Source organism: Pseudomonas sp. FG29 (genome assembly GCF_057809355.1).
This window is the reverse complement of sequence record NZ_JBMDJU010000014.1, coordinates 73,900-86,687: the sequence shown is the minus strand read 5'-3', so window position 1 is coordinate 86,687 and position 12,788 is coordinate 73,900. Positions and strand designations below refer to the sequence as shown.

Annotated in this window: 14 protein-coding genes and 1 pseudogene; 10 read left to right on the top strand and 5 right to left on the bottom strand. The window is 63.9% G+C overall.

Going from position 1 to position 12,788, the window contains the following annotated elements; genetic code table 11:
• Positions 1–27: 27 nt before the first annotated feature.
• On the bottom strand, positions 28–948 hold the full coding sequence (prmB, locus tag ACODS1_RS15575) for a 50S ribosomal protein L3 N(5)-glutamine methyltransferase (protein WP_322979040.1): 921 nt from the start codon (positions 946–948) through the stop codon (positions 28–30).
• A 351-nt stretch (positions 949–1,299) separates the two neighbouring features.
• Here prmB and ACODS1_RS15570 point away from each other — a divergent pair, with 351 nt between their 5' ends.
• The 5 genes from ACODS1_RS15570 to ACODS1_RS15550 all read left to right on the top strand — a co-directional run bounded on the left by ACODS1_RS15570 (position 1,300) and on the right by ACODS1_RS15550 (position 3,982).
• On the top strand, positions 1,300–1,896 hold the full coding sequence (locus tag ACODS1_RS15570; RefSeq protein WP_489086369.1) for a cysteine hydrolase family protein: 597 nt from the start codon (positions 1,300–1,302) through the stop codon (positions 1,894–1,896).
• 84 nt (positions 1,897–1,980) lie between these two features.
• On the top strand, positions 1,981–2,301 hold the full coding sequence (locus ACODS1_RS15565; protein WP_489086368.1) for a hypothetical protein: 321 nt from the start codon (positions 1,981–1,983) through the stop codon (positions 2,299–2,301).
• A gap of 81 nt (positions 2,302–2,382) precedes the next feature.
• Positions 2,383–2,943, top strand: coding sequence for a Smr/MutS family protein (locus ACODS1_RS15560; RefSeq protein ID WP_322979043.1), 561 nt, complete (start codon positions 2,383–2,385; stop codon positions 2,941–2,943).
• A gap of 63 nt (positions 2,944–3,006) precedes the next feature.
• Positions 3,007–3,552 carry a GTP cyclohydrolase I FolE gene (folE, locus tag ACODS1_RS15555; RefSeq protein ID WP_115297457.1) on the top strand — a complete coding sequence of 182 codons (546 nt, stop codon included), beginning with the start codon at positions 3,007–3,009 and terminating at the stop codon, positions 3,550–3,552.
• Positions 3,553–3,613: 61 nt separating this feature from the next.
• Positions 3,614–3,982 (top strand): glutathione S-transferase N-terminal domain-containing protein, encoded by a 369-nt coding sequence (locus ACODS1_RS15550; protein ID WP_322979044.1) that lies wholly within the window; start codon positions 3,614–3,616, stop codon positions 3,980–3,982.
• A gap of 6 nt (positions 3,983–3,988) precedes the next feature.
• Here the strand turns inward: ACODS1_RS15550 and ACODS1_RS15545 are convergent, their stop codons facing one another.
• The 4 genes and pseudogenes from ACODS1_RS15545 to ACODS1_RS15530 all read right to left on the bottom strand — a co-directional run bounded on the left by ACODS1_RS15545 (position 3,989) and on the right by ACODS1_RS15530 (position 7,254).
• The gene (locus tag ACODS1_RS15545; RefSeq protein WP_489086367.1) at positions 3,989–4,579 is read right to left on the bottom strand and encodes a tRNA-uridine aminocarboxypropyltransferase; all 591 of its coding nucleotides are present in this window, start codon (positions 4,577–4,579) and stop codon (positions 3,989–3,991) included.
• Positions 4,580–4,654: 75 nt separating this feature from the next.
• The gene (locus ACODS1_RS15540; protein ID WP_489086400.1) at positions 4,655–5,674 is read right to left on the bottom strand and encodes a methyl-accepting chemotaxis protein; all 1,020 of its coding nucleotides are present in this window, start codon (positions 5,672–5,674) and stop codon (positions 4,655–4,657) included.
• Between the two features lie 267 nt (positions 5,675–5,941).
• Positions 5,942–6,145, bottom strand: a pseudogene (locus ACODS1_RS15535) (PAS domain-containing protein); the annotation flags it as partial.
• A gap of 215 nt (positions 6,146–6,360) precedes the next feature.
• Positions 6,361–7,254, bottom strand: coding sequence for a LysR family transcriptional regulator (locus ACODS1_RS15530; protein WP_322979047.1), 894 nt, complete (start codon positions 7,252–7,254; stop codon positions 6,361–6,363).
• 316 nt (positions 7,255–7,570) lie between these two features.
• Here ACODS1_RS15530 and ACODS1_RS15525 point away from each other — a divergent pair, with 316 nt between their 5' ends.
• From ACODS1_RS15525 to ACODS1_RS15505, 5 genes are all read left to right on the top strand, one after another.
• Positions 7,571–8,413, top strand: coding sequence for a sugar phosphate isomerase/epimerase family protein (locus tag ACODS1_RS15525; protein ID WP_489086366.1), 843 nt, complete (start codon positions 7,571–7,573; stop codon positions 8,411–8,413).
• Positions 8,414–8,422: 9 nt separating this feature from the next.
• Positions 8,423–9,463, top strand: a complete 1,041-nt coding sequence (locus ACODS1_RS15520) for an isopenicillin N synthase family dioxygenase (RefSeq protein ID WP_489086365.1) — start codon at positions 8,423–8,425, stop codon at positions 9,461–9,463.
• 44 nt (positions 9,464–9,507) lie between these two features.
• Entirely contained in the window at positions 9,508–10,314 is an 807-nt protein-coding gene (locus ACODS1_RS15515) for an ABC transporter substrate-binding protein (RefSeq protein ID WP_489086364.1), read from the top strand.
• Positions 10,315–10,439: 125 nt separating this feature from the next.
• Positions 10,440–11,954: an amino acid ABC transporter permease/ATP-binding protein gene (locus ACODS1_RS15510; protein ID WP_489086363.1), complete on the top strand. Its 1,515-nt coding sequence runs from the start codon at positions 10,440–10,442 to the stop codon at positions 11,952–11,954.
• Positions 11,951–12,673, top strand: a complete 723-nt coding sequence (locus tag ACODS1_RS15505; protein ID WP_489086362.1) for a class II aldolase/adducin family protein — start codon at positions 11,951–11,953, stop codon at positions 12,671–12,673. Before ACODS1_RS15510 ends, ACODS1_RS15505 begins: the two co-directional genes overlap by 4 nt.
• Positions 12,674–12,788: the final 115 nt, after the last annotated feature.

Genomic DNA, 12,788 nt, shown 5'->3' with positions numbered 1-12,788 from the left:
CGGCTTCAGCCGCGAAAAACCATCCGCTCAGCCCTTCACTCGCGAACGGAACAGCTCCTGATGCTCGCGGCACTGCTTGGCCGCCAGCAGGAACACACCGTGCCCGCCACGCTGGAAGTCCAGCCAGGTGAAGTCCACTTCCGGATACAGCGCTTCGACATGCACCTGGCTGTTGCCCACTTCGACGATCAGCACGCCACGCTCGGTCAGGTGATCGGCCGCTTCGGCCAACATGCGTCGCACCAGATCCAGGCCGTCAGCACCGCAGGCCAGGCCCATCTCCGGCTCGTGCTGGTATTCGGCGGGCATGTCGGCGAAATCCTCGGCATCGACATAAGGCGGGTTGGACACGATCAGATCGAAACGCTGCCCCGGCAACTCGGCGAAACCATCGCCCTGCACGCAGTAGACGCGCTCCTCCAAGCCGTGGCGCTCGATATTCTGATTGGCCACTTCCAGCGCGTCGAACGACAGATCGCCCAGTACCACTTCCGCCTCGGGAAACTCGTAGGCGCAGGCGATGCCGATGCAACCGGAGCCGGTACACAGGTCGAGAATGCGAGCCGGTTCGGTCGGCAGCCAGGGCGCGAAATGACGGTCGATCAGTTCGGCAATCGGCGAACGCGGCACCAGCACGCGCTCGTCGACGATAAAGGGCAAGCCACAGAACCAGGCTTCGCCCAGCAGATAAGCGGTGGGCACTCGCTCCTCGATCCGACGTTTGAGCAACGCCTGCAGGTGGGCATGCTCGTCGTCTTCCAGGCGGCAGTCGAGGTAGGCATCGGCGATTTCCCAGGGCAGGTGCAGCGCGCCGAGCACCAATTGACGGGCCTCGTCCCACGCGTTGTCGGTGCCGTGACCGAAGAACAGTTGCTCGGCCTGAAAGCGGCTGACAGCCCAGCGGATGTAGTCGCGCAGGGTGCGTAAACGGGTGGTGAGAGCAGTCACAGGCGGCCTCCGGGTGAAAAAGACCAGCAGTGTAGCCCAAGCCAGGTCGGGCGCACACAGGCCAACGGCGCCGACCGGCCTCAACGAAGCCCGCTACTCCTGCTCGTCTTCGCGGCGCAGCTCACGCCATACCGCGATGGCGACGGCCAGGGAGAACAGCAACCAGAAATACGGCGATATCTGCGAGATCAGTGACATGAGCAACTCCTTTTGCGTGTGACCTTCCATTTTCCCGGCGGGTTCCGACCACCAGAAGTCTCTACACCAGCAAGTATTGCCGCGCAAGAGGTTCACAGAGCGCGTCAGCAAGCGGACAATGGCACTTCATCACCATCAGCCAGGAGCCCAGAGATGTCTCTTCCGCAAACCATGTTCCAGCTCACCGGTCGCGGCCATGCTCCGGCCTCCCTGGCGAATGCGACCCTGCTGATCATCGATGCTCAGGAAGAATATCGCAGCGGCGTGCTCGCCCTGCCCGGCCTGGATCCGGCGCTGGCCGAGATCGCCAGCCTGCTGGCTGCAGCCCGCGCCGCGGGTACCGACATCGTGCACGTCAAACATCTCGGCATTCCCGGAGGCCTGCTCGACCCGAGCGGCCCGCGTGGCCGCCAGTTGCCGGAAACCGCACCACTGCCAGGCGAGACCGTGGTGGAAAAACGCCTACCCAACGCCTTCGCCGGTACCGAGCTGCATGATCGTCTGCAGGCGCTCGGCCATCTGGATCTGATCGTCTGCGGCTTCATGACCCATTCCAGCGTCAGCACCACCGTGCGCGCCGCCAAGGACTATGGCTATCGTTGCACCCTGGTCGAGGCGGCCTGCGCCACTCGCGACCTGCCTGCACCGAACGGCAGCGTGATCGCCGCCGACGAGGTGCATCGCATCGAGATGATCGCCCTGGGCGACAACTTCGCCACCCTGGTGCCGAACGCCAAAGCATTGAGCTGAACCGAACGGCTGCCCCCACAAACGGCGAGGAACCGGGGGGCACGCTCGCAGGTCTACCGCCGACAGCCCGCTGAGAGAACCGCCATGAAACTCTCCGACGATTTCGACGCCCGCAGGCTAAGGCCCCGCCAGCCTGGGAGCTGGCGTCTGCGTATCGGTGCCATGTTCGGTGCGCTGTTCGCCGCCTTCGGCATCCTTTTGGCCATGGCCGGCATCGCCTCGCTGGCCGGGCGCGGGCCGACCCTGGGTGCACTCAACGACTCGACAGGCGAGGCCATCGTGATGTTGGCGTTCGGCCTGCTGCTGCTCTGGGCCGGTATCGCCTTCTGGCGTCGCTGCCGACGCCGCCTGCGCCGGCCCGGTGGCCTGGGTCTGTCGCCGCGTCTGTTGAAAAAGCGCAACTGAAACAGCGCCAAGACCGCCCCAGCGGGTGACTGCAAGCAGCGGCAGCCCCTAGAATGCCTGCCTGTTTCGCGGAGCACTCCCATGCAAGACGACGATTTCTCCCTCTTCCAGGCCGAACTGCGCGGCGTCAAACCGATCAAGTACGACCGCGCCGACACCGGCAAGCCCAAGGCTGATCGCAAGCAACTGGGCGCCCTGCGCCAGGCAGCGACCATCAGCCAGGGCGAGATCAAGGTCGATGGCCTGTCCGACCAGTTCGTCATCGACGTCGGCGCCGAGGATGCCCTGTACTGGGCCGCCAACGGCATGCAGGAAGGCCAGATGCGCAAGCTCAAGCTTGGCCAGATTCCCTTCGACGGCAGCCTCGACCTGCATGGCATGAGCGTGGAAAAGGCGCGCGATACGCTGTGGGAGTTCATCGCCGAAGCGACCAAGCTGGAGGTGCGCTGCGTCCGCGTGACCCATGGCAAGGCCGCGCGTATGGACGGCCGCAAGCCGATGATCAAGAGCCACGTCAACACCTGGCTGCGCCAGCACCCCTCGGTGCTCGGTTTCACCTCCTGCCAGGCCAAGCACGGCGGCACCGGCGCGGTTTACGTGATCCTCAAGCGCACGATGATGGACGGCCGCGACGAATACTGACGCCCTTGCCAGGCACGCAACCGCCCCCTACCCTGCGCCCCATATCACTCAACAGGAATCTCCATGTCCCTGGAACAACACTACACCGCCATCCTCGGCCAGCTCGGCGAGGACGTCTCCCGCGAGGGCCTGCTCGACACGCCCAAGCGTGCCGCCAAGGCCATGCAGTACCTCTGCCGCGGCTACCAGCAGACGTTGGAGGAAGTCACCAACGGCGCGCTGTTCAGCTCCGACAACAGTGAGATGGTGCTGGTCAAGAACATCGAGCTGTATTCGCTGTGCGAGCATCACCTGCTGCCGTTCATCGGCAAGGCGCATGTCGCCTACATTCCCAACGGCAAGGTGCTGGGCCTGTCCAAGGTGGCGCGCATCGTCGACATGTATGCCCGCCGCCTGCAGATTCAGGAAAACCTCAGCCGGCAGATCGCCGAAGCGGTCGAGCAGGTCACCGGTGCCCTGGGTGTGGCGGTGGTCATCGAGGCGCAGCACATGTGCATGATGATGCGCGGCGTGGAGAAGCAGAACTCCTCCATGGTCACCTCGGTGATGCTTGGCGAATTCCGCAGCAACCCGGCGACCCGCGGCGAATTTCTCAACCTGGTTCGCTGAACCACCCCGATAGACGGCCGCTCGCAGCGCGAACGGCCGTCTGCATTTCAGGAGTCCGAACATGTTGCTCAAGGCACTTCGCAATGGCCTCGGCCAGTTGGTGATCTTCGCCGACTGGATCAGTCGCCCCCGCAAACTCAAGCGCACTGCCGAAGCCCAGGCCGAGGTCGAGCGCGCTACTGCCAACCTGGCGCTGTATCAGTTCCGTGCCTGCCCGTTCTGCGTCAAGGTGCGTCGCAGCCTGCATCGCCTCAACCTGCCGGTCGAGCTGCGCGACGCCAAGAACGATGCTGGCCATCGCCAGGCGCTCGAACAACATGGCGGCCGGATCAAGGTGCCGTGCCTGCGCATCGAGGAAAACGGCCAGAGCACCTGGCTGTATGAATCCAAGGCGATCATCGCCTATCTGGATCAACGCTTCGCTGGCTGAAGCCTCTCAGCCATGGTTGCGGCGGTAGGTCTGTTCGCCCATCGCCGCAATCTGCCCCTCGATCAGGGCGTCGAACGGCCTTAGCAAAGCCTGGAAGCAGCTCGGCGTTTCGAGCGTCTCCAGTGCGCTGACGATGGCCTCGATGGTCGACAACGCCCCCGCTTCCGGCGCCTTACGCAGGCGATAGCGCGACACCGGCGCATCGCTCAGGCTGACGCGCGGCAAGGCTGCCAGCAGCGGGTTGAGATACAGCAGCTTGCGCGCCTTGCGCCAGGTGCCGTCCGGCACCACCAGCAGCAACGGCAATTCCCCGGCCTGGCGGGGCTGCAGCGGTATGGCGGCTTCGCCAGGAAACAACAGGCAGGCCTGATACCCCGGACGCGTGAGCCATTGCGGCAGTTGGTCGAACACTTCACCTACCTGCAACTCAGCATTGCGCAAGCCCAGCGCGGCCAGGCGCGCCGTATTCAGGGCATGAGCGGTCTCGCTCGGATGCTGCAGGATCAGCAACCGAGTCTGGCTATCGAGATCGGGAATCAGCGCGCAAAGGCAACGGCTTAGCGGGCGCTGGCAGCGGGAACAGGTCGGGCGTGGCATGCCGCGCAGTGTGCCACGAACCCCGGCGTCCCGCGTAGCCCGGATGCAGTGCGCGCACTGCATCCGCCAGGGCCTTCAGCGGTTGAAGCGCTCGGCCAGGCTGTGCAGGTAATCGGCCATTTCCTCCAGTTCACGGCTGATGGAGGCGCCCTGGTGCGCCTGAGCGGCGCTGTTCTCGGAGAGCTGAGCGATACGGGTGATCTGCTGGTTGATGTCCTCGGCCACGTGGCTCTGCTCCTCGGACGCCGCCGCCATCTGCTGACTCATCGAGGAAATACGCGTGACGGCGGCACTGATGCCTTCCAGCGCATTCTTCACCGCCTCCACGCTTTCCACGCTGCCCTTGGAAATCTCCTCCCCTCGCCCGGCGGTCACGACCGCCCGCTCGGCACCGGATCGCAAGGCCGAAATGATCTGGTGGATCTGCTCGGTGGACTCACGGGTGCGTGAGGCCAGCGACCGCACTTCGTCGGCAACCACGGCAAAACCTCGCCCCTGCTCGCCAGCGCGCGCGGCTTCGATCGCCGCGTTCAGCGCGAGCAGATTGGTCTGCTCGGCGATCGAGGTGATCACATCGGCGACGCTGCCGATCGACTGAGTCGAGTTGGCCAGTTCGTTCACCGCATGGCCAATGTCATTGACCGCCTTGGCCATCTGCCGCATGGAATCCAGGCTGCCCACGGCCAGGTCACGCCCTTCCCGGGCCAGACGATCCGCTTCGTCAGCAGCATGCGAGGTGTTCTGCACGTTGTGCGTGACCTCCTGGATGGTCGCGGCCATTTCATTGATGGCGGTGGCCGACTGATCCGTCTCGGCACGCTGCTGGTCGAGCAGATCAGCACCGGCACTGGATACCGAAGCCGCCTCCGCGGCTCGCCGTTTGACGTTTTCGCCGGCATCTTCCAGGCGGGTAAGCGCCGTCTGCAGACGCGCCTCTTCACTGAACATGGCCAGGTCGAGCAATGCCTGAGCGCCGCGGTTGTCACTGTAGGTCAGGGCCACCAGATCACTGGTAAAGGCCTTGGGGTGATCATCGAGGGTACGCATGATCAGTGCCCGCGTACGCTGCAACTGGTAGATGCCAAGCGCGACCATCAGTGCAAAGGTAAAACCGATCAGCATCGCGCCACTCATGAAGGTTTCAGCGATCAGAATGATTGCAGCCGCCAAGATCAACGGCCAGGAGCGCACCAGACTGTAGGTCCAACGCTCAACTGCAGGTACTGCCGGCTTGCCCTCGCGCAGGCGTGCATAGAGCTTCTCCGCTCTACGCTTCTGCGCCTCTGTCGGTAGCGAGCGCACCGACTCGTAACCGACCATGCGCCCGCCCTCGTAAACGGGGGTGACATAGGCGCTGACCCAGTAGAAGTCGCCATTCTTGGCGCGGTTCTTGACGATGCCCATCCAGGGCTTGCCCTGCTTGATGGTGTCCCACATATGGCCGAATACCCCGGGCGGCATGTCCGGGTGGCGTACCAGGTTGTGCGGTTGGCCAATTAGTTCTTCGCGCGTAAATCCGCTGATCTCGACGAATGCATCATTGCAGTAGGTGATCCTGCTATCCATATCAGTCGTGGAGATAAGGCGTTCATCTGCTGGGAAGGTACGTTCCCGCTGGGTCACGGGGAGGTTCTGGCGCATGGAGGCGTCTCACGGAGGTGAAGGGTACTGCACTGCAGTAAGTAGTAGCACAGCGCCAGAGACGCGCTAATCGGCGATTAGTCGTAGCGGGTGCGACCGTCTTATCAGGCTTTCGACCAAGCGGGCCGGGGCTTTAGCCCTCAACTCGCATTGAGTTGCGTCTTGAGCAGATCGCGGAAGGTCTGAATCAAGGGCTCGCGTGAACGACCTCGACGCAGAATCAACGAAAAAGGCGCCTGATAACCGAAAGTGGCGGGCGACAACACGCGCAAGCGCCCCTGATCCGCCCAGTGCTGGGCGTAATGCTCCGGCAGGTAGCCGATATAGGCGCCGGAGAGCACCAGAATCAGTTGCGCCTCCATCGACTCCACCGTCGCCGCACTGTGCTTGAAGCCATGACGAGCCAGCTCGGCCTGGCTCCAGTAGCCGCGGCCGACCATACGCTGCTGAGTGATCAGCTCGATGGGGATGCGCCGCTGGTCGAATAGTGGGTGGCGCTCGCTGCAGTACAGCCAATGCTGCTCGCGATACAGCGGCTGGTAGACCAGGCCGTTCATACGTGTGGAGAAGGCGCCGATGGCCAGATCCAGACGGTTATCCAGAACCGCCAATTGCAATTCGTAGGGGCTCATCACCGACAGGTGCAGGTGTACGCCTGGGTGTTCCTGGCTGTAGGCGCCGATCACCTCGGCCAGCGGCAGGGCCGGATCGCTGACGGTGGAGTCCAGCACGCCGAGGTTGAGGGTGCCGCGCAGCTCGCCCTTGAGCGCCGCCGAATAGCGCTCGAACCCTTCCAGCTCACCGAGCAGGCGCAGGGTTTCCTGATGGAACAGCTCACCCTTGCTGGTCAGACTGAAGCCGCCACGGCCACGATGACAAAGCACGATGCCGAGCTGGCTTTCAAGCTGGCTCATATAGGTGCTGATGGCCGAGGTCGACAGGTTCAGTTCCTGCTGCGCAGCAGCGAAACCCTGGTGACGCACCACGGCAACGAAGATTTTCAGCAGTTTCAGATCGGGCAAGGCAAAGGACATGAGGCACACAGCGGATGAACGGAACGCCAGTGTAGCGTCATGCAAGCACCGCAGATATCCAGGGAACGCGGTGCTCGGGCTCTTGTAGGAGCGGATTTATCCGCGATCGTTGCGGCTGAAGCCGCTCCTACGCCCCAGCCAGGATAGTTCAGTAATCACTGAACTAAGTATTTGCTCAATGCGATTTAACCGGTTCGCAGGCTGAGCCAACAATGCAGCCATAACCAGGCGCCGGCTCGAACCGGACGCCACTGGGTGACACACCACGCCCCATTGCCAATCTGCCGCTGACCTTCGCCCTCTCCAGGAGACGGCCATGCGACTGGAAATTTTCCGCACCCTCTGGGGTTATCGCGGCAGTTGGCAGCAAGCGCTCGACGAAGCGCTCGGTGCCGGCTTCGACGGACTCGAAGCGCGCATTCCCGAGACCGCTGCGCAGCGCGCCATCAATGCCCGTCTGCTGCGCGAGCAGAACGTCCCCTATATAGCCACCCTGTTCACCTCCACCCCGGTGCTGCCGCGTCAGAGCGACAGCCCGCAGGTGCACCTCGAAGACCTGCGCATGAAGCTCGACTGGGCCGCCGAACTCGGCCCACGGCTGGTCAACGTGCTGCCCGGCAACGATCGCTGGTCGCTGAGCGAGCAGGTCGATTTCTTCGCCCGTGCCGTCGAACTGGCAGATGCCAGTGGCTTGAAGGTGTGCTTCGAGATTCACCGTGGCCGCTCGCTGTACAGCCCCTGGGTCACTCTCGACGTGATCCGCCAGGTGCCCGAACTGCGCTTCACCAGCGACATCAGCCACTGGCTGGTGACCTGCGAGCGCCTGCTCGACGATCCCGCCGACGACCTTTCCGCCTTTATCGAGCGAGTCGACCACATCCAGGCTCGCGTGGGCTACGACCAGGGCCCGCAGGTGCCACACCCCGGCGCCCCGGAATACGCCGAGGTACTGGCCTTCCACCAGCGCCACTGGGAAAGCATCTGGAGCAGCCAGGAAAAACGCGGCCTGCAGACCACCACCCTGACCCCCGAGTTCGGCCCCGACGGCTACCTGCACCACCTGCCCTTCACCGACATGCCGGTGGCCGACCTGTGGCAGCTCAACCAGTGGATGGCGCGCTGCGAGCGCCAGCACTTCCACCGTTTCACCAGTCGCTGAGGAGCCGTGATGAACACCAACGCCAAGCATTTCACCGAAATCCCCGTGGTCGACATCGCCGGCCTATTCAGCAGCGACCCGGCCGCGCGCCTGGCCGTGGCCGAGAACCTGGGCCGCGCCGCCCGTGAGGTGGGCTTTCTCTACATCAGCGGCCATGGCATCGAGCAGACGCTGATCGATGGCCTGCACCGCGCCGCCGAGGACTACTTCGCCCAGCCACTGGACACCAAGATGCGCCATTACATCGGCGCCTCGGCCAGCCACAAGGGCTTCGTGCCCGAGGGCGAGGAGCGTTACGGCACTGGCAAGCCGGATCACAAGGAAGCCTTCGACATCGGCTTCGAAGTCCCCGCCGACAATCCGCTGGTACTGGCTGGCACGCCGCTGTTGGGGCCAAACGACTGGCCCACCCTGCCCAATTTCAAGGAAGCGGTGCAGGCCTACTACGCGCGCATCTTCCAGCTTGGCCGCACGCTGTTTCGCGGCTTCGCCCTGGCCCTCGGCGTGCCGGAAAACACCTTCGACGAGATGGCCAACTTCCCGCCGTCGAAGCTGCGCCTGATCCACTACCCCTTTGATGGCGACGCCCAGGACGCCCCCGGCATCGGCGCCCATACCGATTACGAGTGTTTCACCATCCTGCTCGCCGACCGCCCGGGACTGGAGGTGATGAATGACCTTGGCCAGTGGATCGACGCACCGCCGCGCGAAGGCACCTTCGTCGTCAACATCGGCGACATGCTCGAGGTGATGAGCGCCGGCACCTTCGTCGCCACCTCGCACCGCGTGCGCAAGGTCAGCCAGGAGCGCTACTCCTTCCCCTTCTTCTATGCCTGCGACTACCACACGCAAATCCGCCCGCTGCCGCAGTTCGAGGCCACCGGCCAGAGCTACGAAACCATCAGCATCGGCGAGCACATGTGGAGCCAAGCGCTACAGACCTACCAATACCTCAAGAAGCGCGTCGAAGACGGCCAGTTGCAGCTGCCCGAACGTGCCCGCGCACCGTCCAGCTTCGGTCACCTGAAGCACCAGCCGAGCGCGCTGTGACTTTCCACGCTGCCAACACAAAAATTGATCCGGAGATAAACACAATGGCAAACCGTACCCCGCTACGCACCACCGCCCTGGCCCTGACCTGCACCCTCGCTGGCTTGTTCAGCACCGCCCACGCCGCCGAAACGCCCAAGACCCTCTCCAGCGGCGAGCTGAAGGTGGGCATGGAAATCACCTACCCACCGTTCGAATACTACGAAGGCGACCAAGTGAAAGGCTTCGACCCGGAAGTGTCAGCCGCCCTGGCCAAGCGTCTGGGCATGGAGGCGAGCTTCAGCGACATCACCTTCCCCAACCTGATCCTCGGCCTCGACGCCGGTCGCTTCGACACCATCATCTCCGGCATGTACATCCTCCCCGAGCGCCTGGAGAAAGCCGACGCCATCCCCTACGCCAAGACCGGTGCGGCGATCATGGTGCGCAGCGACGCCGAGAAGAAGCCGGCTACCCCAGAAGAGCTGTGCGGCCTGACCGTCGGCCTGCAACAGGGTACCTCGTGGATTCCGGCACTGCAGAAGGTTTCCGACGGCTACTGCAAGGAAAAAGGCGCCGGCGCCATCACCATCAACCAGTACCCGACCACCTCGGAAACCTCCCAGGCGCTGCTCTCCGGCCATATCCAGGCGCACCTGGAGATCGACGCTGCCTCGCTGCTGATCGTCGAAAAATCCCGGGGCCGCATTGCCATCAGTTCCAAGGGCTCGATCTACCCGCAGGTGCTGGGCATCTACGTGAAGAAGGGCAACAAGCAGTTGCTCGACGCCCTGAAAGCCGCTCTGGACGAGTTCAAGGCCAGCGGCGAGTACAGCGAACTGCTGAAGAAATACAACCTGGAAGAAGCCTGAAACCAACCCGTGGATGAGCCTTATGGCTCGCCCACGGACGCTGCATGGCATGACCGCTTCACCCCGCTGGCCGGTGCTCGCTCAGGCCAGCGGCCTTTTTTCGGCTTGAGTCGCAGGTGCCCCATATGCCGTTCGAATGGAGCTATTTCTTCTCCCTGTTTTCCATGCCGGCCTTCTGGGCCGCGTGCTGGACGGTGGTAAAACTCAGTAGCCTGGCCTGGCTGCTCGGCCTGGTGCTGGGCTTCGGCCTGGCCAGCGCCAAGCAGGCCAGCAGCCGTTGGCTCAGCGCGCCCGCCGCGATCTACGTGTGGTTCTTCCGCAGCGTGCCGCTGTTGGTACTGCTGATCTTCGTCTACAACCTGCCGCAGCTCATCCCGGCCAGCGGCAAGGTGTTGTCCAACCCCTTCTATGCCGGCCTGTTCGCCCTGGTGCTGACCGAAGCGGCGTACATGGCGGAGATTCACCGTGGCGGCCTGCTTTCGGTGGCCAAGGGCCAGCGCGAGGCGGCCCGTGCCCTCGGCATCGGCCGGCTCGGCGCGCAGCGGTTGATCGTGGTGCCGCAGGCCTTCCGCATCGCCCTGCCGACCCTGACCAACGAGTACGTGACCATCGTCAAGCTGACCTCGCTGGTCTCGGTGATTTCTCTTAGCGAGCTGCTGCTGGTCGGTCAGCGCCTTTACGCGCAGAACTTCCTGGTGCTGGAAACCCTCGGCGCGGTGGCGGTGTACTACGTGCTGATCGTCAGCCTGTTCGGCTGGGGCTTGCAGTACCTGGAGCGCCATCTCGACCTTAGCCGGCGTAAACCGAGTACCCTGGGTGAAGCCCAGATGGCCGAACTGCGCAGCAGCCTGCCGCAGGTAACGGCCGGTAGCGCGCAGATTCGCCAGCCCGGAGCCCCGGCGGCGTTGTACCTGAGCAACATCCACAAGCACTACGGCGACCACCATGTGCTCAAGGGCATCGACCTCAGCGTGCAGCCTGGCGAGGTGATCTCCATCATCGGCCCGTCCGGCTCCGGCAAGACCTCGCTGATCCGCACCGTCAATGGCTTGGAAAGCATCGATGAAGGCGAGATCGTGCTGTTCGGCGAAGCCTTCATCCAGGCCGGCGACCGCCCCGAGAACCGTCGCCAGCGCGAAGGCGTGCGGCGCATCGGCATGGTGTTCCAGAGTTTCAACCTGTTCCCGCACCGCACCATCCTCGACAACGTGCTGCTCGCGCCGCGCTACCACGGCCTGGGCGATACCGCCGAACTGCGCCGGCAGGCCCTGGCGCTGCTGGACAAGGTCGGCCTGCTGGCCCACGCCAACAAGTACCCACACCAGCTTTCCGGCGGCCAGCAGCAGCGCGTGGCCATCGCCCGCGCTCTGGCGATGAAGCCGGACATCATGCTGTTCGACGAGCCCACCTCGGCGCTCGACCCGGAACTGGTCGGCGACGTGCTCGCGGTGATCCGCGACCTGGCCCGCGAAGGCATGACCATGATGATCGTCACCCACGAGATGGACTTCGCCCTGTCGATTTCCGACCGCGTGCTGTTCATGGAAAACGGCCATGTCCAGCTCGACGCCTCGCCCGAGGCTATCCGCACCGGCAACCACGAACGCGTACGCCGCTTCATCGGCCTGGAGAACGCATGAACGACATCGCCACCCTGCGTCGCGACCTGGCCGCAGCCTACCGCCTGGCTGCCCTGTTCGGCTGGGACGACACCCTCTACACGCACTTTTCCGTACGCTTGCCGGGTGACGGCGAGCCGCGCTTTCTGATCAATCCGTTCGGCCTGTTCTTCGAGGAGATTCGCGCCAGCGACCTGATCGTGGTGGACATGCACGGCAAGGTGGTCGAGGGCAACGCCGACTACAACGTAGCCGGTTTCACCATCCACAGCGCCGTGCACATGGCCCGCGACGACGCACACTGCGTGATCCACACCCATACCCTGGCCGGCATGGCGGTGGCCGCTCAGGATCATGGCCTGCTGCAGCTCAACCAGATCAGCACCGAATTCCACGGGCGCCTGGGCTACCACGCCTACGAAGGCGTAGCGCTGGATCTGGACGAACGCGCGCGCATCCAGGCCTCGCTGGGCGACAACATCGCCCTGCTGCTACGCCACCACGGCCTGCTCAGCGTCGGCGCCAGCGTCGCCGATGCCTTCTACGTCATGCATTACCTGAACCGCGCCTGCGAGATCCAGCTCGCCGCCACCGGCGGTGGCCAGCCCTGCAGCGAGATACCCGCGCACCTGGCGCAGCACGCCTGCGAGCAGTTGCAGGGCGCCGAATGGCAGCGCCAGCTGATCTGGCAGGCCTGGTTGCGCAAGCTCGATCGTCTCGATTCCAGCTATCGCTTGTAGGGCGGGTGCAACCCGCCGCATAGGGATGGCGGGTTGCACCCGCCCTACAGCCGCCCAGAAAGGGGCACGCCATAAGTTCAAAAAATCCTGAACTAAGTTTTTGCCACCACTGATT

Coding starts and splice junctions, on each gene's coding strand:
- ACODS1_RS15570 (WP_489086369.1), top strand. CDS start 1,300: ATGTCTCTTCCGCAAACCATGTTCCAGCTCACCGGTCGCGGCCATGCT.
- ACODS1_RS15565 (WP_489086368.1), top strand. CDS start 1,981: ATGAAACTCTCCGACGATTTCGACGCCCGCAGGCTAAGGCCCCGCCAG.
- ACODS1_RS15560 (WP_322979043.1), top strand. CDS start 2,383: ATGCAAGACGACGATTTCTCCCTCTTCCAGGCCGAACTGCGCGGCGTC.
- folE (WP_115297457.1), top strand. CDS start 3,007: ATGTCCCTGGAACAACACTACACCGCCATCCTCGGCCAGCTCGGCGAG.
- ACODS1_RS15550 (WP_322979044.1), top strand. CDS start 3,614: ATGTTGCTCAAGGCACTTCGCAATGGCCTCGGCCAGTTGGTGATCTTC.
- ACODS1_RS15545 (WP_489086367.1), bottom strand. CDS start 4,579: ATGCCACGCCCGACCTGTTCCCGCTGCCAGCGCCCGCTAAGCCGTTGC.
- ACODS1_RS15540 (WP_489086400.1), bottom strand. CDS start 5,674: ATGGTCGCGCTTGGCATCTACCAGTTGCAGCGTACGCGGGCACTGATC.
- ACODS1_RS15530 (WP_322979047.1), bottom strand. CDS start 7,254: ATGTCCTTTGCCTTGCCCGATCTGAAACTGCTGAAAATCTTCGTTGCC.
- ACODS1_RS15525 (WP_489086366.1), top strand. CDS start 7,571: ATGCGACTGGAAATTTTCCGCACCCTCTGGGGTTATCGCGGCAGTTGG.
- ACODS1_RS15520 (WP_489086365.1), top strand. CDS start 8,423: ATGAACACCAACGCCAAGCATTTCACCGAAATCCCCGTGGTCGACATC.
- ACODS1_RS15515 (WP_489086364.1), top strand. CDS start 9,508: ATGGCAAACCGTACCCCGCTACGCACCACCGCCCTGGCCCTGACCTGC.
- ACODS1_RS15510 (WP_489086363.1), top strand. CDS start 10,440: ATGCCGTTCGAATGGAGCTATTTCTTCTCCCTGTTTTCCATGCCGGCC.
- ACODS1_RS15505 (WP_489086362.1), top strand. CDS start 11,951: ATGAACGACATCGCCACCCTGCGTCGCGACCTGGCCGCAGCCTACCGC.